The organism is Pseudomonas sp. LjRoot277, assembly GCF_964253845.1.
Classification (GTDB): domain Bacteria; phylum Pseudomonadota; class Gammaproteobacteria; order Pseudomonadales; family Pseudomonadaceae; genus Aquipseudomonas.
The window spans coordinates 1,968,692-1,989,952 of sequence record NZ_CAXURI020000001.1 but is presented as its reverse complement, the minus strand read 5'-3'; the positions used below and the strand labels follow the sequence as shown (position 1 = coordinate 1,989,952).

General features: G+C 60.0%; 15 protein-coding genes. 7 read left to right on the top strand and 8 right to left on the bottom strand.

The features are described 5' to 3' along the window. Window positions 1-34 precede the first annotated feature (34 nt). Entirely contained in the window at window positions 35-2,692 is a 2,658-nt protein-coding gene (gyrA, locus tag ACSQ87_RS09470; protein WP_008148713.1) for a DNA gyrase subunit A, read from the bottom strand. A gap of 435 nt (window positions 2,693-3,127) precedes the next feature. After that, a complete protein-coding gene (gene mtnA, locus ACSQ87_RS09465; protein ID WP_223430752.1) occupies window positions 3,128-4,204 on the bottom strand; it encodes an S-methyl-5-thioribose-1-phosphate isomerase in 1,077 nt (358 codons plus the stop codon). A gap of 108 nt (window positions 4,205-4,312) precedes the next feature. On the opposite strand from mtnA, the gene ACSQ87_RS09460 reads away from it, so the two are divergent. The 5 genes from ACSQ87_RS09460 to ACSQ87_RS09440 all read left to right on the top strand — a co-directional run bounded on the left by ACSQ87_RS09460 (window position 4,313) and on the right by ACSQ87_RS09440 (window position 9,321). Next, window positions 4,313-5,647, top strand: coding sequence for a TRZ/ATZ family hydrolase (locus ACSQ87_RS09460; RefSeq protein ID WP_223430753.1), 1,335 nt, complete (start codon window positions 4,313-4,315; stop codon window positions 5,645-5,647). Between the two features lie 57 nt (window positions 5,648-5,704). Then, window positions 5,705-6,403, top strand: a complete 699-nt coding sequence (gene ubiG, locus ACSQ87_RS09455; protein ID WP_033055822.1) for a bifunctional 2-polyprenyl-6-hydroxyphenol methylase/3-demethylubiquinol 3-O-methyltransferase UbiG — start codon at window positions 5,705-5,707, stop codon at window positions 6,401-6,403. A 4-nt stretch (window positions 6,404-6,407) separates the two neighbouring features. Then, on the top strand, window positions 6,408-7,079 hold the full coding sequence (mupP, locus tag ACSQ87_RS09450; protein ID WP_223430754.1) for an N-acetylmuramic acid 6-phosphate phosphatase MupP: 672 nt from the start codon (window positions 6,408-6,410) through the stop codon (window positions 7,077-7,079). A gap of 200 nt (window positions 7,080-7,279) precedes the next feature. Further along, window positions 7,280-8,020: a YciK family oxidoreductase gene (locus ACSQ87_RS09445; RefSeq protein ID WP_046047994.1), complete on the top strand. Its 741-nt coding sequence runs from the start codon at window positions 7,280-7,282 to the stop codon at window positions 8,018-8,020. A 374-nt stretch (window positions 8,021-8,394) separates the two neighbouring features. Then, window positions 8,395-9,321 (top strand): GGDEF domain-containing protein, encoded by a 927-nt coding sequence (locus ACSQ87_RS09440; protein ID WP_223430756.1) that lies wholly within the window; start codon window positions 8,395-8,397, stop codon window positions 9,319-9,321. A gap of 46 nt (window positions 9,322-9,367) precedes the next feature. Here ACSQ87_RS09440 and ACSQ87_RS09435 read toward each other — a convergent pair whose 3' ends face one another. The 4 genes from ACSQ87_RS09435 to ACSQ87_RS09420 all read right to left on the bottom strand — a co-directional run bounded on the left by ACSQ87_RS09435 (window position 9,368) and on the right by ACSQ87_RS09420 (window position 14,145). Next, window positions 9,368-11,242, bottom strand: a complete 1,875-nt coding sequence (locus ACSQ87_RS09435; RefSeq protein ID WP_223430757.1) for an MFS transporter — start codon at window positions 11,240-11,242, stop codon at window positions 9,368-9,370. A 98-nt stretch (window positions 11,243-11,340) separates the two neighbouring features. After that, the gene (locus ACSQ87_RS09430) at window positions 11,341-12,492 is read right to left on the bottom strand and encodes a TDT family transporter (RefSeq protein WP_223430759.1); all 1,152 of its coding nucleotides are present in this window, start codon (window positions 12,490-12,492) and stop codon (window positions 11,341-11,343) included. 105 nt (window positions 12,493-12,597) lie between these two features. Beyond that, entirely contained in the window at window positions 12,598-12,909 is a 312-nt protein-coding gene (locus ACSQ87_RS09425) for a cupin domain-containing protein (RefSeq protein WP_008148700.1), read from the bottom strand. Between the two features lie 42 nt (window positions 12,910-12,951). Next, window positions 12,952-14,145 carry an MFS transporter gene (locus tag ACSQ87_RS09420; RefSeq protein ID WP_223430764.1) on the bottom strand — a complete coding sequence of 398 codons (1,194 nt, stop codon included), beginning with the start codon at window positions 14,143-14,145 and terminating at the stop codon, window positions 12,952-12,954. Between the two features lie 91 nt (window positions 14,146-14,236). On the opposite strand from ACSQ87_RS09420, the gene ACSQ87_RS09415 reads away from it, so the two are divergent. Together ACSQ87_RS09415 and ACSQ87_RS09410 are read left to right on the top strand one after the other, a co-directional pair. Further along, a complete protein-coding gene (locus tag ACSQ87_RS09415) occupies window positions 14,237-14,776 on the top strand; it encodes a TetR/AcrR family transcriptional regulator (protein WP_223430765.1) in 540 nt (179 codons plus the stop codon). A gap of 232 nt (window positions 14,777-15,008) precedes the next feature. Next, a complete protein-coding gene (locus ACSQ87_RS09410) occupies window positions 15,009-18,479 on the top strand; it encodes a hybrid sensor histidine kinase/response regulator (protein ID WP_223430767.1) in 3,471 nt (1,156 codons plus the stop codon). A gap of 179 nt (window positions 18,480-18,658) precedes the next feature. On the opposite strand, the gene rmuC is transcribed toward ACSQ87_RS09410, so the two are convergent. Further along, window positions 18,659-20,023 carry a DNA recombination protein RmuC gene (gene rmuC / locus ACSQ87_RS09405; RefSeq protein WP_191623476.1) on the bottom strand — a complete coding sequence of 455 codons (1,365 nt, stop codon included), beginning with the start codon at window positions 20,021-20,023 and terminating at the stop codon, window positions 18,659-18,661. A 175-nt stretch (window positions 20,024-20,198) separates the two neighbouring features. Further along, window positions 20,199-20,522: a sel1 repeat family protein gene (locus tag ACSQ87_RS09400; RefSeq protein ID WP_150655174.1), complete on the bottom strand. Its 324-nt coding sequence runs from the start codon at window positions 20,520-20,522 to the stop codon at window positions 20,199-20,201. Window positions 20,523-21,261: the final 739 nt, after the last annotated feature.

Here is a 21,261-nt window from a genome sequence, read left to right as displayed (position 1 = left end):
GGGGCGAATTCTCATCCGCCCCCTGTCTGCCCGCTTATTCCTGCGGTTCTTCGTCGGCTGCGGCGTCGAGTTGCTGATCTTCAACAACGTCGTCGATGACGACTTCGCCGTCGAACACTGCACCCTCTTCACCTTCTTCCAGCTCTTCACCTTCGACTTCCGACGGCTCCTGAACCCGCTCCAGACCTACCAGCGTTTCATCGCTGGCCAGTTTGATGAGGGTCACGCCCTGGGTGTTACGACCCAGGCTGGAGACTTCGTCGACACGAGTACGAACCAGTGTGCCCTGGTCGGAAATCAGCATGATTTCCTCGCCGTCGAGTACTTGGACTGCACCGACCAGACGGCCGTTACGGTCGTTGCTGACCATGGCGATAACGCCCTGACCACCACGTTTGTACTCAGGGAACTCGGTGATCGCCGTGCGTTTGCCGAAACCACGGGCCGAAGCGGTCAGGATCTGGCTGCCTTCTTCCGGGATCAGCATGGAAATCAGCTTCTGGCCTTCCGGCAGACGCATGCCGCGGACACCGCGAGCGGTACGGCCCATGGCGCGAACGTCGGTTTCCTTGAAGCGAGTGACCTTGCCGCCGTCGGAGAACAGCATGACTTCGCGCTCGCCATCGGTAATGGCGGCAGAAATCAGTACGTCACCTTCGTCCAGCTCCAGCGCGATCAGACCGACGCTGCGTTGACGGCTGAAGGATTCCAGCGGGGTCTTCTTCACGGTGCCTTTGGCAGTGGCCATGAAGATGAAGTGACCTTCGGTGTATTCGTCGACCGGCAACATGGTGGTGATGTATTCATCACTGTCCAGCGGCAGCAGGTTGACCAGCGGACGACCACGGGCAGCGCGGGACGCTTCCGGGATTTCGTAGGTTTTCAGCCAGTACACTTTGCCTTTGCTGGAGAACAGCAGCAGCGTGGTGTGGCTGTTGGCGACCAGCAGGTGAGCGATGTAATCCTCATCCTTCACGCCGGTAGCCGATTTGCCTTTACCGCCACGACGCTGAGCCTGGTACGCAGCCAATGGCTGGGTCTTGGCGTAGCCACCGTGGGAAATGGTCACGACGCGCTCTTCTTCCGGGATCATGTCACCCAGGGTCAGGTCGAGACGGGCATCGAGAATCTCGGTGCGACGCACATCGCCGTATTCGGCGCGGATCACTTCCAGCTCTTCACGGATCACTTCCATCAGGCGCGTGGCGCTGCTGAGGATGCGGATCAGTTCGCCGATCTGGTTGAGGATCTCTTGATACTCGGCCAGCAGCTTTTCGTGTTCCAGACCGGTCAGACGGTGCAGACGCAGTTCCAGAATGGCTTGAGCCTGTTCCGGCGACAGGAAGTACTTGCCTTCACGCAGACCGTATTGCGGGTCCAGGGTCTCTGGACGGCACGAATCGGCACCGGCGCGTTCAACCATCGCGACCACGGCGGAAGATTCCCACGCGGTCTTGATCAGCGCTTCCTTGGCTTCCGACGGCGTTGGCGAAGCCTTGATCAGGGCGATAACCGGGTCGATGTTCGACAGGGCAACCGCTTGACCTTCCAGAATGTGGCCACGTTCGCGGGCTTTACGCAGTTCGAACACGGTACGGCGGGTAACGACTTCGCGACGGTGACGCACGAAGGCTTCCAGCAGGTCCTTGAGGTTCAGGATCCGCGGACGACCGTCGATCAGCGCGACGATGTTGATACCGAACACCGCTTGCAGCTGGGTCTGGGCGTAGAGGTTGTTGAGGATCACCTCAGGCACTTCGCCGCGACGCAGTTCGATCACGACGCGCATGCCGTCCTTGTCGGACTCGTCGCGCAGTTCGGTGATGCCTTCAAGCTTCTTCTCTTTTACCAGCTCGGCGATCTTCTCGATCAGACGGGCCTTGTTCAGCTGGTAAGGGAGTTCGGTGATGACGATCTGCTGACGGCCACCGACCTTGTCGATGTCTTCGATCATCGAGCGGGCGCGCATGTAAATGCGGCCACGACCGGTGCGGTAGGCTTCGATGATGCCGGCGCGACCGTTGATGATCGCGGCGGTCGGGAAGTCCGGACCAGGGATGTATTGCATCAGCTCATCGATGGTCAACTCAGGGTTGTCGATGAGTGCCAGGCAACCGTCGATGACTTCACCGAGGTTGTGCGGCGGGATGTTGGTCGCCATGCCCACGGCGATACCGCTGGAGCCGTTGACCAACAGGTTGGGAATACGGGTCGGCATGACCGCCGGGATCATTTCGGTGCCGTCGTAGTTCGGCACCCAGTCCACGGTTTCTTTGTGCAGGTCAGCCAGCAGCTCGTGCGCCAGCTTGGTCATGCGCACTTCGGTGTATCGCATGGCGGCGGCGTTGTCGCCGTCCACGGAACCGAAGTTGCCCTGACCGTCTACCAGCAGGTAGCGCAGCGAGAATGGCTGCGCCATCCGAACGATGGTGTCGTACACCGCGGTATCACCGTGAGGGTGATACTTACCGATCACGTCACCGACAACACGGGCAGATTTCTTGTACGGCTTGTTGAAGTCGTTGCCCAGCTCGCTCATCGCGAACAGCACACGCCGGTGCACGGGCTTCAAGCCATCGCGCGCATCCGGCAGTGCCCGCCCGACAATTACGCTCATCGCGTAGTCGAGGTAGGACTGCTTCAGCTCGTCTTCGATATTGACCGGGAGGATTTCTTTGGCCAGTTCGCCCATGAGAAGCCTGATTCCTTTTTCTGGTGAAACTTCGTCACATCCATATGGGACGAACGAAGCTCGCCGCTGCAGGCTGAGTGCCATGCACCGACTTACGACAAATCAACGAGTTATGCCATGGATCTGCGCAGTAAAGGCAGCCACATCGGGCTACCTTGGAAACCGCCGGATGTTATCACAAGAGCCGCCACGCACCTATCCCCCAGATGCGCATGGAGCATAGTTAGTTGACCGGTGACAGGCTTGAAGGGGACGAGAGAGGCTTAGAGCCTTTTTGATTGAAGAATTTCGGAGTGAATGGGGGTTGTTTGGTGGCTGTGAGGGCCTCTTCGCGAGCAAGCCCGCTCCCACACCCGACCGTGTCTAACTTGAGAAATCGATCAAATGTGGGAGCGGGCTTGCTCGCGAAGGCGTTTTATCAGACGCCAGATATCTTTAATGCAGACGCTTGCGGCACATCAACTGCGCCATTTTCGCGGTATCCGGACGCTCGACAATGCCTTTTTCGGTAACAATCGCATCGATCAGGTCAGCCGGAGTCACATCGAATACCGGGTTGAACGCTTCGACATCCGCCCCGACCCGCTTACCGCCCACTTCCAGCAACTCGCGACCATCGCGCTCTTCAATCGGGATCTCATCACCGCTGGCCAGGTTCATGTCGATGGTCGAACTCGGCGCCACCACCATGAAACGCACCCCGTGGTGCATGGCGTTCACCGCCAGCTGATAAGTGCCGATCTTGTTGGCCACATCGCCATTGGCGGTGATCCGGTCAGCACCGACGATCACCCAGGTAATGCCCTTGGTCTTCATGATGTGGGCGGCGGCGGAGTCGGCATTGAGGGTCACGGGAATGCCTTCGTTGGCCAGCTCCCATGCGGTCAACCGCGAACCTTGCAGCCATGGACGGGTTTCGTCGGCATAGACGCGCTCGACCATGCCTTCGATGAAAGCGCCACGAATGACGCCAAGCGCCGTGCCAAAGCCGCCGGTGGCCAGTGCGCCGGTGTTGCAGTGGGTCAGAATCGCCTGGGCGTTGCCCTGGTGCTTGCGGATCAGGTCCACACCCAGTTGCGCCATGGTCAGGTTGGCTTCGCGATCACTCTCGTGAATGGCGATAGCCTCCGCCTCCAGCGCCGCCAGAGGGTCTGCGTCGTCCTTGAGACGGTCCAGGCGGTCACGCATGCGGCTCAAGGCCCAGAACAGATTCACCGCTGTTGGACGGGAGTCGGCCAGTAGCGCGTAATCCTCTTCCCACGCTGCCTGCCAGTCACCACCCTCGGCAATTCGGGCGCGGGCCGACAGCACCATGGCATAAGCTGCACTGATGCCAATCGCCGGCGCTCCGCGCACTACCATCGAACGAATGGCCTCGGCCACGCCAGCAGCGCTGGTGTAGGCGATCCAGGTTTCCTCGAACGGCAAAATACGCTGATCCAGCAGGTAAAGGGCGCCATCACGCCAATCGATGGCCTTCACCTTCTCCGCAGCCAACAGTCGATCGCGCATCCGTCACCCCGTACTCATGAACAAAAGCCGTCGATTATAGCGATCCCCCCGCGAAGACGCTCGGGTATACTTCGCCATCCTTTACAAAAGCTCTGGAACCGACTCTCGATGCCGAACACTGCCGCTGCGCTCGACTTGCTATTGCTGCCGACCTGGCTGGTACCCGTCGAACCCGCTGGCGTTGTCCTCAAAGAGCACGCCCTGGGCATCCGCGACGGACGCATCGTCTTCATCGGCCCACGCTCGGCTGCGCTGAAGCTTAACGCAACCGAAGTCCGCGAACTGCCGGAAATGTTGCTCTGCCCTGGCTTGATCAATGCCCATGGTCATGCGGCGATGACGCTGTTCCGTGGCCTGGCCGATGATCTGCCCCTGATGACCTGGCTGGAAGACCACATCTGGCCGGCCGAAGCCAAGTGGGTCGATGAAACTTTCGTCCGTGACGGCACTGACCTTGCAATCGCGGAGCAGATCAAAGGTGGCATCACCTGCTTCTCTGACATGTATTTCTTCCCGAAGGTTGCCAGCGAGCGCGTCCATAACAGCGGCATTCGTGCGCAAATCGTGATTCCGATCCTCGATTTCCCGATCCCGGGCGCCAGCACGGCGGACGACGCCATTCGTCAGGGCGTCGAATTATTTAGCGATCTCAAGCACCACGAGCGCATCAAAGTCACCTTCGGCCCCCACGCACCCTACACCGTGGGCGACGAGAACCTGGAGAAAATCCGGGTAATCACCGAAGAACTGGACGCCTCGATCCATATGCACGTGCATGAAACTGCTTATGAAGTGCAGCAGTCCGTCGAGCAGTACGGCGAGCGCCCATTGGCCCGCCTCGGACGCTTGGGCTTGCTGGGGCCGCGCTTTCAGGCGGTTCATATGACTCAGATCAGCGATGAAGACCAGGTGTTGCTGGTAGAAAGTAACACCAACGTGATTCATTGCCCGGAGTCGAACCTGAAGCTGGCCAGCGGGTTCTGCCCGGTGGAGCGCTTGTGGCAGGCTGGCGTCAATGTGGCGATCGGCACCGATGGCGCAGCCAGCAACAATGACCTGGACCTGCTCGGCGAAACCCGCACCGCCGCCTTACTGGCCAAAGCCGTCGCCGGCTCGGCCACCGCACTGGACGCTCATCGTGCCCTGCGCATGGCCACGCTCAATGGCGCCCGCGCACTGGGCATTGAATCCGAAGTGGGATCGCTGGAAGTCGGCAAAGCCGCGGACATCGTCGCGATCGATCTCTCCGGCCTGGCGCAGCAACCGGTCTATGACCCGGTTTCGCAGCTTATATATGCCACCGGCCGTGATTGCGTGAAACACCTTTGGGTCGCCGGCAAGCAACTGCTCGAGGACCGTCGCCTGACTCGTCTGGATGAAGAACAGCTCTGCGCCACCGCCAAGGCCTGGGGCCAGCGCATCAGCGGCCATACCGAATCGTAAGCACCCCGGACTCACCACCGGGGCAACAGGATTTTTCAAGTTTTAGAGGACTTAACCATGAGCAACGTCGACTACGCCGAAATCGCCAAATTCGAAGCCCTGGCCCATCGCTGGTGGGATCGCGAAAGCGAGTTCAAACCGCTGCACGACATCAACCCGCTGCGGGTCAACTGGATTGACGAACGGGTCAACCTGGCCGGCAAGAAAGTCCTCGACGTCGGTTGCGGCGGCGGCATTCTCAGCGAAGCCATGGCCCAGCGCGGCGCTACCGTCATGGGCATCGACATGGGCGAAGCGCCGCTGGCGGTCGCGCAACTGCATCAGCTGGAATCCGGCGTGAGCGTCGAATACCGGCAGATCACCGCCGAAGCGCTGGCTGAAGAAATGCCCGAGCAGTTCGACGTGGTCACGTGCCTGGAAATGCTCGAGCACGTACCGGACCCGTCCTCGGTGATCCGCGCTTGCTTCCGCATGGTCAAACCCGGCGGCCAGGTGTTCTTCTCCACCATCAACCGCAACCCGAAGGCGTACCTGTTCGCCATCGTCGGCGCGGAATACATCATGAAGCTGCTGCCGCGCGGCACCCACGATTTCAAGAAATTCATCCGCCCGTCCGAGCTGGGTGCCTGGAGCCGCATGGCCGGCCTGACCGTCAAGGACATCATCGGCCTGACCTACAACCCGCTGACCAAGCACTACAAACTGGCCTCCGACGTGGACGTCAACTACATGATCCAGACCCTGCGCGAGGAGTAAGCCGATGCGTATCAGAGCAGTTCTTTTCGACATGGACGGCACCCTGCTCGACACCGCGCCGGACTTCATTGCGATCTGTCAGGCGATGCGTGCCGACCGCGGCCTTCCGCCGATGAACGACCAGCACATTCGCGACGAGATCTCCGGCGGCGCCAAGGCGATGGTCGCCGTGACCTTCTCCATGGACCCGGAATCACCGGGCTTCGAGGAATTACGCCTGGAATTTCTGGAGCGTTACCTCGCCGGCTGCGCGGTTCACAGCAAACTCTTCGACGGCATGGGCGAACTGCTGGCCGACATCGAAAAGGCCAACCTGATCTGGGGCGTGGTCACCAACAAACCACTGCGGTTCGCCGAGCCGATCATGCAACAGCTTGGCCTGGCCGAGCGCTCGGCGTTGTTGATCTGCCCGGACCATGTGAAGAACAGCAAACCGGACCCCGAGCCGTTGATCCTGGCGTGCAAGATGCTCGACCTGGACCCCGCCAGCGTGCTGTTTGTGGGTGATGACCTGCGCGATATCGAATCAGGTCGCGATGCCGGCACCAAGACGGCCGCCGTGACCTATGGCTACATTCATCCGGACGATAACCCGCGGCATTGGGGCGCGGATGTGGTGGTCGATCATCCGCTGGAGTTGCGCAAGGTGCTCGATAGCGCGCTGTGCAGTTGCTGACCTGACTGGCTGCCGGATGCTTTTGTGGCGAGGGGATTTATCCCCGTTGGGTCGCGAAGCGGCCCCTGCAATTTCGTCAGTCACACCGAATTGTCAGGTTTGCGACTGCTGCGCAGCCGAACGGGGATAAATCCCCTCGCCACAAAAGCCCTCTCGCCACGAGTGCGATGCCTGCCTATTGAATTGTTGTGAGGTTTCTTATGTTTGATTATTCCGCTCGCCCAGAATTGCTCAAGGACCGGGTCATCCTGGTCACCGGTGCTGGCCGTGGCATCGGTGCTGCCGCCGCAAAAACCTTCGCTGCACACGGCGCCACCGTGCTGTTGCTGGGCAAGACCGAAGCCAACCTGACTCAGATCTACGACGAAATCGAAGCCGCCGGCCATCCACAACCGGCGGTGATCCCGTTCAACCTGGAAACCGCCCTGCCCCATCAATACGATGAGTTGGCAGCGATGATTGAAACCGAATTCGGCCATCTCGACGGTTTGCTGCACAACGCGTCGATCATTGGCCCACGTACGCCGATCGAACAGCTGTCCGGTGAAAACTTCATGCGCGTCATGCACGTCAACGTCAACGCCATGTTCATGCTCACCAGCACCCTGCTGCCGCTGCTCAAGCTGTCTCAGGACGCTTCGGTGGTGTTCACGTCCAGCAGCGTCGGCCGCAAGGGGCGTGCGTATTGGGGCGCTTACGGCGTGTCCAAGTTCGCCACCGAAGGCTTGATGCAAACCCTGGCCGACGAAGTCGACACCGTGGCACCGGTGCGCTCCAACAGCATCAACCCGGGCGCCACCCGCACCAGCATGCGCGCCCAGGCTTACCCGGGTGAAAACCCGCTGAACAACCCGACGCCCGAGGAGATCATGCCGGTTTACCTCTACCTGATGGGTCCGGACAGCACCGGCATCAACGGCCAGGCGTTCAACGCTCAGTAACGCCCGCGCGTCGCTTTTGTGCCGCGACGGCTTCCCGTCGCGGCACTCAAAGTGCGTCGTAACCACCCCTGCCACAAGTCAAATAACTGTCACAGAACGTAGCAACGCTCTTCAACGACAGCTTCAATACTTTGATTTAGAACGCTTTTTATCCGACTGAACCGAATGGCACGACTTTCGCTCTAAATTTGCTCAGACACGCAGTGTGAAAGCAAACGGGCGGACGCCTGAGCCGACAGGTTACTTATCGTCGGCAAAGCGGACTAAACTTGCGCCAAATGTCCTACGGGACTGATGGACCAGTATGACGCGCAGCCCAATGCCGCTCTCACCCAGCCTGTAAGACAGCCTTACTGCTTAGGGGCGCACGCCATATGAAATCACCTTCCCAGACCAACGCAATTGACTTCGATAGCGCCAAATTGCAACGCCTGGGCTTTGGTCAGCAGCCTACCCTCATCGAGAGGCCCGTCAGCCTTGCGCAAATGCGCCAGCAACTGAGCCTGCAGCTGCAAACCAGTCTTGAGCCGCAACGCATTCTGGGGCTCTTCTTCCGTGAGATTCAGCGACTTGTACCGCTTGACGCCTTGACGTACGAGCACACGTCCAGCGACTTGCGCCTGGCGTTCGGCCTGCGCGGGCATCATTCGATCAGCTACAGCCTCAGCCATGAAGGCGAGCACTTGGGCGAACTGGTATTCCGCCGCAATCAGCGCTTCAGTGAGCAGGAACAAGGCAACCTCGAATCGCTGCTGTCCGCATTGCTGTATCCGATGCGCAATGCCTTGCTCTACCGCGCTGCCACCCAAAGCGCCTTGCGCGATCCGCTCACGGATACCGGCAACCGCATTGCCATGGATCAGACCCTGCAACGGGAAATCGAGATGTCGCGTCGGCATCTGCAACCCTTGTCGCTGCTGATGCTGGACATCGATCACTTCAAACACATCAACGACACCCACGGACACAGCGCTGGCGATGACGTGCTCAAGGCCGTTGCAGCCTCGATCAAAAACCAGTTGCGCAATGTGGACATGGTCTTCCGTTTTGGTGGCGAAGAGTTCCTGATCCTGCTTTCCAACACGAGTCGTGAGGCGGCAGCCATGGTTGGCGAACGGCTACGATTTGCAGTGCAGGCAGAGGAATATTCGGCCGACGGCCATGCGATCGAGCTGACGGTAAGCCTTGGCTGCTCGACGCTATTGCCCGGCGAGTCTGCCGACAGTCTGTTGCGACGGGCCGACAATGCGTTGTATGTGGCCAAGCGCGAGGGACGTAACCGGTTGGCGATGGCGGGTTGAATGCCCAGAGCGGGCACGCCTGGTTAGCGGCCCGCACCGAAAGGAATTAGCGCACAGCGCCGCGCAATTCCCCCACCATCCCTTGCAACCTGGCTGGCTCTGCCGCCTCAACCGACACCGCAGGCCCTGCCACCAGCGTCACCCGTGACCACAACCGGCGAAACACGCCTTTTTGCGGATCGCGGCTGAAAAAACTCCCCCATAACCCCTGCAGTGCCAACGGAATCACCGGCACCGGCGTCTCTTCGAGAATCCGCGTCAGCCCGCCCTTGAACTCGTTGATCTCGCCATCGGCGGTCAATTTTCCCTCAGGGAAGATGCACACCAACTCGCCATCCTTCAGATACTGCGCAATGCGCGTGAAAGCTTTTTCGTAGATCTGAATGTCTTCCTGACGCCCCGCGATCGGAATGGTCCCGGCCGTACGGAAGATAAAGTTCAGCACTGGCAAGTTGTAGATCTTGTAATACATCACAAAGCGAATCGGCCGACGCACCGCGCCGCCGATCAGCAAGGCGTCGACGAAGGACACGTGATTACAGACCAGCAACGCCGCACCTTCATCGGGAATCAGTTGCAGATTGCGATGCTCTACGCGGTACATGGAATGGCTGAGCAACCAGATCATGAAGCGCATGCTGAACTCGGGGACGATGCTGAAGATGTAGGCGTTAACGCCGATGTTCAGCAGCGACACCACCAGGAACAGCTGCGGGATCGACAGCTTGACCATGCTCAGCAAGACGATCGAGACAATCGCCGAGACCACCATGAACAGTGCGTTGAGAATATTGTTGGCGGCAATCACCCGCGCCCGCTCGTTCTCGGGGGTACGCGACTGAATCAGCGCGTACAGCGGCACGATGTAGAAACCGCCGAACACCCCAAGCCCCAGAATGTCGATCAACACCAGCCAGGCGTGGCCAAAACCCAGGATTTCGATCCAGCCATGGCCTGTAACGCTGTCTGGAATTCCACCGGAATGCCACCACAGCAGCAAACCAAACACGGTCAGACCGAACGAGCCGAACGGCACTAGGCCGATCTCGACTTTGCGGCCGGACAGTTTTTCGCAGAGCATCGAACCCAGCGCGATACCGACCGAGAACACGGTAAGAATCAGCGTCACCACGGTTTCGTCGCCGTGCATCCACTCCTTGGCATAGGCCGGGATCTGCGTCAGATAAATCGCCCCGACAAACCAGAACCACGAGTTGCCGACAATCGAGCGTGACACCGCTGGCGTCTGCCCCAAGCCCAGCTTCAACGTGGCCCAGGACTGGCTGAAAATGTTCCAGTTCAGGCGCATTTCCGGGGAGGCGGCCGCAGCCCGTGGAATGCTGCGACTGGCCAGGTAGCCGAGGACCGCAACACCGATGATCGCCGTGGAGACGATCGGCGCGTAATGACTGGAGGACATCATGATCCCGGCACCGATGGTCCCGGCGAGGATCGCCAGAAAGGTGCCCATTTCCACCAGGCCGTTGCCACCCACCAGCTCTTCGTCACGCAAGGCCTGCGGCAGGATCGAGTATTTCACCGGCCCGAACAGCGCCGAGTGAGTGCCCATGGCAAACAGCGCCACCAGCATCAGCGACAGGTGATCGAACATGAAACCGACCGCGCCGACCGCCATGATGGCGATTTCCCCGAGCTTGATCAGACGAATCAGCGCGTCCTTGGCGAACTTCTCCCCGAACTGCCCGGCCAGTGCCGAGAACAGGAAGAACGGCAGAATGAACAGCAGCGCACACAGGTTGACCCAAATCGAGCGATCACCGTCGATGGTCAACTTGTAGAGAATGGCGAGTATCAGCGACTGCTTGAAGATGTTGTCGTTGAACGCCCCGAGCGACTGCGTGATGAAGAACGGCAGGAAGCGCCGGGTGCGAAGCAAGGTGAACTGTGAGGGGTGACTCATCTTCCATGTGTCCCTGATGTTGGGTAGAGAGTGGCGTGGATGCAGTTATTGGAATATCCAACGGCGATCCAGGCCACACATTACCTAAACTTTGCAGGTTATTTCTTTAATCCTGCAATGCATGGCGAGACAAACAACTCGCCCCGCCAGGCGCCCTGCACTGTCCGTTTGGCGACGATCAGCCACATCACCGCCAGCAGCACCACCAGCACACCGCCGAAGGCACTGAAAAACGTCAGGTTCAAGGTGCTGGCCAGTTTCAACGTCGCCAGAGAATAGACGCCCAACGGGAAGGTGAAACCCCACCAGCCGAGATTGAACGGAATACCGACGCGCAGGTAACGCAGGGTGATGAGCAGCGCGATCAGCATCCACCACAGACCAAAGCCCCACAGGGTGATCCCGGCCACCAATCCCAGCCCTGCGGCGATTTCACCGATGCCCGGCAGGCCGTTGGCAGCAAAGATCGCCGGCGCGTCGGCGCCCAGCAGCAACATGCCCAGCGCCCCGGTGCCGATCGGCCCCAGCGCCAGCCAACTGGAGGCGGCCATGTTTTCGTGGGGCAACTTATGCAGTGCCATGCGCAGCAACAGAATGGTCAGAATGCTGAACGCAACCGGTAGGGAAAAGGCCCAGAGCACGTAGCTGGTCACCAGCACCACCAATTGCGAATGGGCATCGGCCAGGTGCGGCGCCAATAGACCACCGCTGGCGGCCGCCACTTCTGCCGCCACCACCGGCAACAGCCAGACGGCGGTCATCTGGTCGATGCTGTGTTCCTGACGGGTAAACATCAGGTAGGGAATCAGCACGCCGCACGCCACAGACATCGCCACGTCCAGCCACCACAGCACCTCGGCGACATGAATCACGCCCTCACCCCAACGCGGCAGACCGAACACCAGGAAACCATTAATGATGGTCGCCAGGCCCATGGGGATGCTGCCAAAAAACATCGAGACCGTGGAGTGGCCGAAAATCCGCCGCGCCTCATCGAAAAACAGCGCCCAACGCGCCGCATACATAACCGCGAATAAAACGAACAGCACAATATTGAACAGCCAAAGGGCTTCGGCAATTGCGTGTAAACCGGCATTTGCGCCAGGCAGCTGCGCCAGCGCCAACGCCAGCACACCGGTACCCATGGTGGCGGCGAACCAGTTCGGCGTGAACTGGCGGATGACTTCACGCGGGTGCTGCAAATGACTAAAAGGTTTGAAACCGGCTGGGGCAGTGTTGGGGCATGTCATGGTGAACTCCTGTCCTCTGTTGAGGTGGAGCCCATGGTAGATCCGAATCGAATATCGATATAACGGGTAATATCTCTAACTGTTATCTGTTTTGCAGATATAACGTCAGACGCTGCCTTCAGTCTCGATCACCAGGATTCTCGCCGCACCCTGCGGATGGGCAACGTGTTCGGTACCGACGTCGGCATAGAAGATATCGCCTACACCCAACTCCACTTCTTTCTCCTGACCTGCTTCGCGGTAACGCATCTGCACGACGCCATCCAGCACCACGAACACTTCCTGCCCATCATTGATGTGCCATTTATAGGGCTGATCGGTCCAGTGCAAACGCGTGGTGATGCCGTTCATGTTGGCGATATCCAAAGCGCCCCAGGCACGGTCAGCGGTGAAGGATTTGCTGCGGATGATTTTCATGCGTCGGTCCGTCGAAATGGATGGCGGTGCCAAGGCTAGCGGTCATCGAACATCGACGCCACAGACTTTCATGGACTGCTTACGCATCAACGCGAGCAGAGCGCCGACCGAGAGAGCAATCAGCACCGCACCGTAACCATCGGTGGTGGCCACCAGCCCGAAGGTCCGGGTCAAGTTTCCGGCCAGCAACGACGGCAAGCAGAACGCCAGATAACTCAGCACGTAGTAAGCCGACATCAACCCTGCCCGCTCATGGGGCAAGGCCAGCGGCACGACGCTGCGCAGTGCACCGAGAAAACCGGCACCAAAACCGCCACCGGCCAACAACGTCCCGACGAAAAACAGCGGCAGGCTGGCGCTGTGCACCGCCATCAGAATCAGCGCGACGCCGATGGACAGCAGACTGCCGCCCAAGCGCAACACCTTGTCGGCCGGCCGATTGCGCAAGGTGTAGATCATCAACGCACCGGTCACCGTCAACACGGCCACCGTCGCACCGCCAATCAGATTTGAGGTCGATCCAGTGGCTGTGCGCACCAGAGACGGTGCCAAAGAAGCGTAAAAACCACCGAGCGCCCATACAGCGATATTGATCGGCAGCACCAACCACAACGCACGCCGCGCCTGGATCGGCACATGCAGTGTCGGGCGCAGCGAGGCCCAGGCTCCCGCTTGGGGACTGACGCTTTCCGGCAAACGCCAGACGTACAGCGCTTGCATCACAAACAGCGCGAACAGCACCCAATAGGTCAACTGCAACGGCAGCGGCGCAAACTCGGCCAACAAGCCGCAACCCATGGCACCCGACGCCATGCCCAGCAACGGCGCGACACTGTTGACCAGCGGCCCTTGTTGGCGATCGGTGTCCAGCAGCGCCGCACTCAATGCGGCAGTGGCCATTCCCGTAGCAAAACCTTGAAGCACCCGTGCGCTGATCAACCAGGCGACACTGTCTGCATTGATAAACAGCAGCATCGCCAGCATGTTCAACATCACAGCGGTGAAGATCACCGGTTTGCGCCCCAGGTAATCCGAGAGCGAACCGACCGTGAGCAATGCCGCCAGCAAGCTGATGGCGTACACGCCGAAAATCAGGGTCAGGGTCGCTGCCGAGAATTGCAGGTGTTCCTGGTACAAGTGATACAACGGCGTCGGCGCCGTGGACGCCGCGAGAAAACTGAGTAAGGTGATCGCCAGGAACCCCAGGCTTGAACGATTAGACGTAGAACTGGACATAAATACACTCCGCAAAAGCTAACTTTTTGCTTTTGCGGAGTGTGCGACTGGCTGACGCTTAAAGCAAATTCTTTGTGTTAAGGTCCGATGCATGGCTATTAAAGAAGGTTTACGCCCTGGCGGTAGAAGCGCCAGGGTGCAAGAGTCGGTTCACTCGGCAGTCCGCGATCTCCTTGAAGAGCAGGACCGCACCACCGTGACCGTCCCGCAAATCGCCGCGCGTGCCGGCGTCACGCCGTCGACCATTTACCGGCGTTGGGGCGACCTGTCGGTGTTGTTGGCGGATGTCGCCCTCGCCCGCATGCGCCCCGAGAGCGAGCCGGCCAATACCGGCAACCTGCGCGGTGATGTACGCGCCTGGGCCGAGCAGTATCTGGACGAGATGAGTTCCGAGCCCGGCCGCAACATGTTGCGCGACGTGCAATGCAGCACCACGCCAGCCCTTTGCGCGACGATCATTGGCGGGCAATTGCAGACGATTCTGGATCGTTACCCCGATCAGTCGAAGCCGAACGTTGATCGGCTGATCAACATGGTGGCGGCGCCGACGGTGTTTCGTATCCTGTTTTCAGCGACGCCGCTGGAGGTTGAGGAATTGCATCGGTTGATCGAGATTGCGTTGAGTCAGTGAGGCCCCCTTCGCGAGCAAGCCCGCTCCCACACTGGATCTATGTTGCTTACAAATCCCCTGTGGGAGCGGGCTTGCTCGCGAAGAGGCCTGCACAGACACCCAAGATCCAACTGGCACACACCCTGCGACACCCCGCCGCGCCGCGACCTTGGTCGACACTGACTAACCCCTGCCATCGTGCGAGACTGTCTGTCCGGGCGGGAGTCCCGGGTGTCTTTTGTCTGGAGTTCCCATGTCGCTGTCCAGCGGGCTGATCGCCGCCGTCGCCCTGGCCTATATGGCCATCATGTTCGCCATCGCCTTCTACGGCGACCGTCGCAGCACGCCGTTGCCGCCGCGAGTGCGCGCCTGGGTGTACAGCCTGTCGCTGGCCGTCTATTGCACCAGCTGGACCTTCTTTGGCGCCGTGGGCCAGGCCGCCGAACAACTCTGGTCTTTCCTGCCGATCTACCTCGGACCGATCCTGCTGCTGGTGTGCGCGCCGTGGGTCCTGCAAAAAATGGTGATGATCAGCAAGCAGGAGAACATCACCTCCATTGCCGACTTCATCGCCGCGCGTTATGGCAAATCCCAGTCGCTGGCCGTGGTGGTGGCGCTGATCTGCCTGGTCGGCGTGTTGCCCTACATCGCGTTGCAACTCAAGGGCATCGTGCTCGGGGTAAACCTGTTGATCGGTGCCGGTGCCGACGCCATGGGCACTCGCGCCCAGGACACGGCGCTGATCGTGTCACTGGCGCTGGCGCTGTTCACCATCGTCTTCGGTACCCGCAACCTCGACGCCACGGAACACCACCGCGGCATGGTGCTGGCGATTGCGTTCGAATCGCTGGTCAAGCTGTTTGCTTTTCTCGCGGTCGGCGCGTTCGTGACCTACGGCCTGTACGACGGTTTCGACGACCTGTTCGACCAGGCCATGCTCGCACCGCGTCTGGAAGAATACTGGAAGGAAACCATCAACTGGCCGTCGATGGTGGTGCAGACCGGCGTGGCAATGATGGCAATCATCTGCCTGCCCCGGCAGTTCCACGTGACGGTGGTGGAAAACATCGACCCTCAGGATCTGCGCCTGGCCAAATGGGTGTTTCCAGCCTATCTGGCGCTGGCGGCGTTGTTCGTCGTTCCTATCGCCCTCGCCGGTCAGATGCTGCTGCCGAGTTCGGTGCTGCCGGACTCGTTTGTCATCAGCCTGCCGCTCGCTCAATCCCATCCCGCCCTGGCGATGCTGGCGTTTATCGGTGGCGCCTCGGCGGCGACCGGCATGGTGATTGTTGCCAGCGTGGCGTTGTCGACCATGGTCTCCAACGACATGCTGTTGCCATGGTTGCTGCGGCGCAACAACGCCGAGCGGCCGTTCGAAGTGTTCCGCCAGTGGATGCTCTCGGTACGCCGAGTGAGCATTGTGGTGATTCTGCTGCTGGCCTACGTCAGTTATCGCCTGCTCGGCTCGACGGCGAGCCTGGCGACCATCGGCCAGATCGCCTTCGCCGCCGTGACCCAACTGGCCCCCGCCATGCTCGGCGCGCTGTACTGGAAACAAGCCAATCGCCGGGGAGTATTCGCCGGCCTCGCCGCCGGGACATTCCTCTGGTTCTACACCCTGATTTTGCCGATAGCGGCCCACAGCCTCGGTTTGTCCTTGAGCAGTTTCCCGGGGCTGGCCTGGTTGCACAGCAACCCGCTGAAACTGCCGCTCACCCCGTTGACACAAGGCGTGGTGTTGTCGCTTGCAGCCAACTTCACGCTGTTCGCCTGGGTGTCGGTGCTGTCGCGTACGAGGGTTTCGGAACATTGGCAGGCGGGTCGCTTCATCGGTCAGGAAATCAGCGCCCGCCCCAGCGCCCGTTCGATGCTGTCGGTGCAGATCGACGATTTATTGCAGTTGGCCGCACGCTTCGTCGGTGAGGAACGCGCCCGTCAAAGTTTTATCCGCTTCGCCTACCGCCAGGGCAAAGGCTTCAACCCGAACCAGAACGCCGATGGTGAATGGATCGCCCATACCGAACGTTTGCTGGCCGGTGTGCTGGGTGCTTCTTCGACCCGAGCGGTGGTAAAAGCCGCCATCGAAGGTCGGGAAATGCAACTCGAGGACGTGGTCCGAATCGCCGACGAAGCCTCCGAAGTGCTGCAATTCAACCGCGCGCTGCTGCAAGGCGCGATCGAGAACATCACCCAAGGCATCAGTGTGGTCGACCAGTCGCTGAAACTGGTCGCCTGGAACCGGCGCTACCTGGAGCTGTTCAACTATCCGGATGGACTGATCAGGCTTGGCCGACCGATTGCCGACATCATTCGCTACAACGCCGAACGCGGCCTGTGCGGCCCCGGCGAAGCCGAAGTGCATGTAGCACGGCGCTTGCACTGGATGCGTCAGGGCCGCGCCCATACTTCTGAAAGACTTTTCCCTAATGGCCGTGTGATCGAGCTGATCGGCAACCCGATGCCGGGCGGCGGTTTTGTCATGAGTTTCACCGACATCACCGCGTTCCGCGAGGCTGAGCAGGCGCTGACCGAAGCCAACGAGGGCCTGGAGCGTCGGGTCACCGAGCGGACCCACGAACTGTCGCAACTCAACCTCGCCCTGACCGAAGCCAAGGGCACCGCGGAATCGGCCAATCAGTCTAAAACCCGTTTCCTGGCGGCGGTCAGCCACGACTTGATGCAACCGTTGAACGCTGCGCGACTGTTCTCGGCCGCCCTTTCCCACCAAGACGACGGCCTTTCCGGTGAGGCGCAGAAACTGGTCCATCATCTGGACACTTCACTACGCTCGGCCGAGGACTTGATCAGCGACCTGCTGGACATTTCCCGCCTGGAAAACGGCAAGATCAACCCTGATCCCAAACCGTTCGTGCTCAATGAGATGTTCGATGTCCTCGGTGCCGAGTTCAAGGCGCTGGCCCGCGACCAAGGGCTGAAATTCCGCGTCAGGGGCAGTACGTTGCGCGTCGACAGCGATATCAAACTGCTGCGACGAATCCTGCAGAACTTCCTGACCAATGCTTTCCGCTACGCCAAAGGCCCGGTGCTGCTAGGGGTTCGTCGACGCAAGGGCGAGCTGTGCCTGGAAGTCTGGGACCGTGGTCCGGGCATTCCTGTGGATAAACAGCAGGTCATTTTCGAAGAATTCAAACGCCTCGACAGCCACCAGACGCGCGCGGAGAAAGGCCTGGGGCTTGGCCTGGCGATCGCTGACGGGCTGTGTCGCGTGCTGGGTCATACCTTGCGCGTACGCTCCTGGCCGGGGCGCGGCAGTGTGTTCAGCGTCAGTGTGCCGTTGGCTCATGCGCAATCCGCGCTCCCGACCCAGGTCGCCGAACTCAATGGCAAATTGCTGAGCGGCTCGCAGGTGCTGTGCATCGACAACGAAGACAGCATCCTGATCGGCATGAACAGCTTGCTCACGCGCTGGGGTTGTCAGGTCTGGACCGCGCGCAACCGCGATGAATGCGCGGCGCTGCTTAGCGACGGGATGCGACCGCAATTGGCGCTGGTGGATTACCACCTGGACGATGGCGAGACCGGGACCGAACTGATGGCATGGCTGCGAACCCGATTGGGTGAGCCAGTGCCAGGGGTAGTGATCAGCGCCGATGGGCGACCGGAGACGGTGGCCCAAGTGCATGCGGCGGGGCTGGATTATCTGGCCAAACCGGTGAAACCGGCGGCGTTGCGGGCGCTGCTGAGTCGGCATTTGCCGTTGTAGCGTGGCAGGTTTCTATACACACCACTGTGGCGAGGGGGCTTGCCCCCGCTCGGCTGCGCAGCAGTCGTAAATCATGCAACGCGCTTTTACCTGAAGAAATCGGGTGAATGGTTTTGGGGCCGCTTCGCAGCCCAACGGGGGCAAGCCCCCTCGCCACAAATGTCAACAGCAACAGAAGTCTATTCGGGCAACTCAGCCAACCCATCCACATCCGTCATCGCCCGCTCCAGCAAGTCTGCCGGCAGGCTCTTGCTCGCCCGCGCGCCAAGCAACTTGAGTTGCTCGCTGCGGCTGACCAGATTGCCGCGGCCTTCTGTCAGCTTGTTGCGCGCAGAACTGTAGGCTTTATCCAGTTGCTGTAATCGACTGCCGACTTCATCCAGATCCTGGATGAACAACACGAACTTGTCGTACAGCCACCCGGCCCGCTCGGCGATTTCCCGGGCGTTCTGGCTCTGGCGCTCCTGCTTCCACAGGCTGTCGATGACGCGCAGGGTCGCCAGTAACGTGGTCGGGCTGACGATCACAATGTTGCGGTCGAAGGCCTCCTGAAACAGCGTCGGCTCAGCCTGCAATGCGGCGGAAAATGCCGCTTCGATCGGTACGAAGAGCAGGACGAAATCCAGGCTGTGCAAACCGTCGAGACGCTTGTAATCCTTGCCGGCGAGCCCTTTGACGTGAGTGCGCAGGGACAGCACGTGCTGCTTGATGGCGATCTGGCCGATGGCATCGTCTTCGGCCGCGACGTATTGCTGATAGGCCGTGAGGCTGACCTTGGAATCGACCACCACCTGCTTGTCGCCCGGCAGATAAATGATCACGTCCGGCTGGAAACGTTCACCGTCCGGGCCCTTGAGGTTGACCTGGGTCTGGTACTCGCGCCCCTTCTCCAGGCCCGCGTGTTCAAGCACCCGCTCAAGAATCAGCTCACCCCAGTTGCCTTGGGTTTTCTGGCCTTTCAAGGCGCGGGTCAGGTTGGTGGCTTCGTCGCTCAGGCGCAGGTTCAGCTGTTGCAGCCGCTCCAGTTCCTTGGCCAGGGAAAAACGTTCGCGGGCTTCTGCCTGATAGCTTTCTTCGACGCGTTTTTCGAAGGACTGGATGCGTTCTTTCAACGGATCGAGCAACTGACCGAGGCGCTGTTGACTGGTTTCGGCAAAGCGCTGCTCGCGCTCGTCGAAGATTTTGCCGGCCAGCTCGGCGAACTGCGCTCGCAGTTCGTCTCGCGAGCCCTGCAGGTCGTTGAGGCGCTGCTGATGGCTTTCCTGCTGCTCACGCAGCTCGGCGTTGAGCGAAGCGGCCTGGGCGTCCAGACGGCGCAACTCAGCCTCTTTGCCGGCGCGTTCCAGATTCCAGGCGTGAGCGGCGTCGCGTGCATCGTCGCGTTCGATTTGCAGCAATTCGACTTCACGGCGAACGGCGGCCAGGTCTGCTTGTTTGGCGGCGTTGGCCTGGCCCAGATCACCGATCTCATCGCGACAGGCTTCGAGTTGGGCGTTCAATCCATCCTGAGCCAGATGGGCCGTGGCCAGGCGCTCTTCCAGCAGTGCAACCTCTGACTGCGTGGCGCTCGCTCGGCGCTGAAGTTGCCAGGCCAGTACCAGTAACGGCAGCGCAGCGCCCGCCAGACCGAGCAATGCGCTGGTCAAGTCCATAGCCATAGCCACTCCTGCCAATGAAATAAAGCTTGAAGGTTAACCAAGGCGTCAGGTCTTGGACAGCTCAGTCTTCGATCAGACCCAGTTCCTGCTGGGCGCGCCGATCCCCTGACCGCGCGGCCGAACGCAGAAGGTCCTGACCGATACGGCGATCCCGGGCATTCCCGCATTCACGGCACATCAGCTGACCGAGACGGCTTTGCGCGGCCACGACCCCTTCACGGGCTGGCTGCTTGAGCAAACGTCCGGCGAAGTGTTTGACGTTGGGGTTTTCGCCCAGACGCGGGCTGTCCAGCAGCCACTCGGCCACACGCATCGAAAAGCGCTTGGGCGGGGTAACGCTGGGAGGTGTGGAGGTTGCAGAGACTGATACTGAGCGAAACTTCATAAAGCACTGTGGGGCAGATCGGAAGGCGCGCCACTCTACTCTTTTTTTCTTACAGGTAAAGCCTAAAAAAACCCGGCACGCCCGTCCTAGAGCAAGCGCTCGGGACAATCCACAGAAGCTGTGGATAACTCAGTGGACAACCGCCCTTGAACTCTCGCAAAGCCGTATGGAATGGGGCTCGCAGTCAAACTGACGATTTTTTCACCAGTAAAAAAAAGCGATGTTTTTCATTGACTTAAATTTTGGTTACAGGCACCCACTGCGTTTGAAGCGATGATGACAGCGGCGTGACACCCTCCGCGACTTATGTGCACAAGTACCTTCGAGGCAGTTATATCGATGCGCTTTTTCGGCGCATTTTTCGCCCGCACTTGGGGATAAACCTTGGCAAACCCATGATCCAGGCTGGTCCTGGCCCGATGAGCCGTGACTGCCAATGGTCGGAATTTGTGCTATTACAGGGCAAGTCTGCGGGTCATGGCTTTTTCCGAGCGCCAATCCGGACGTTGAATGAGGGGCACCCAGAGAACTTTTTTGCTAACACACTTCCCTTCAGCAATTCAATCCGTTAGTATCCGCGGCGTTAGTACCAAGCTGAAAGTCAATTCTGGTCGAACAAATCCCCCCGGTCAGCCTTCCCAAAGGAAGCCTCCACCGACAAAGCGGGATCGACCACCTCGATGGTTTCCAGGTAAACCTTGCGTCAACACTGCCTTCGAACAAAGCGAAGGGTGTTGCG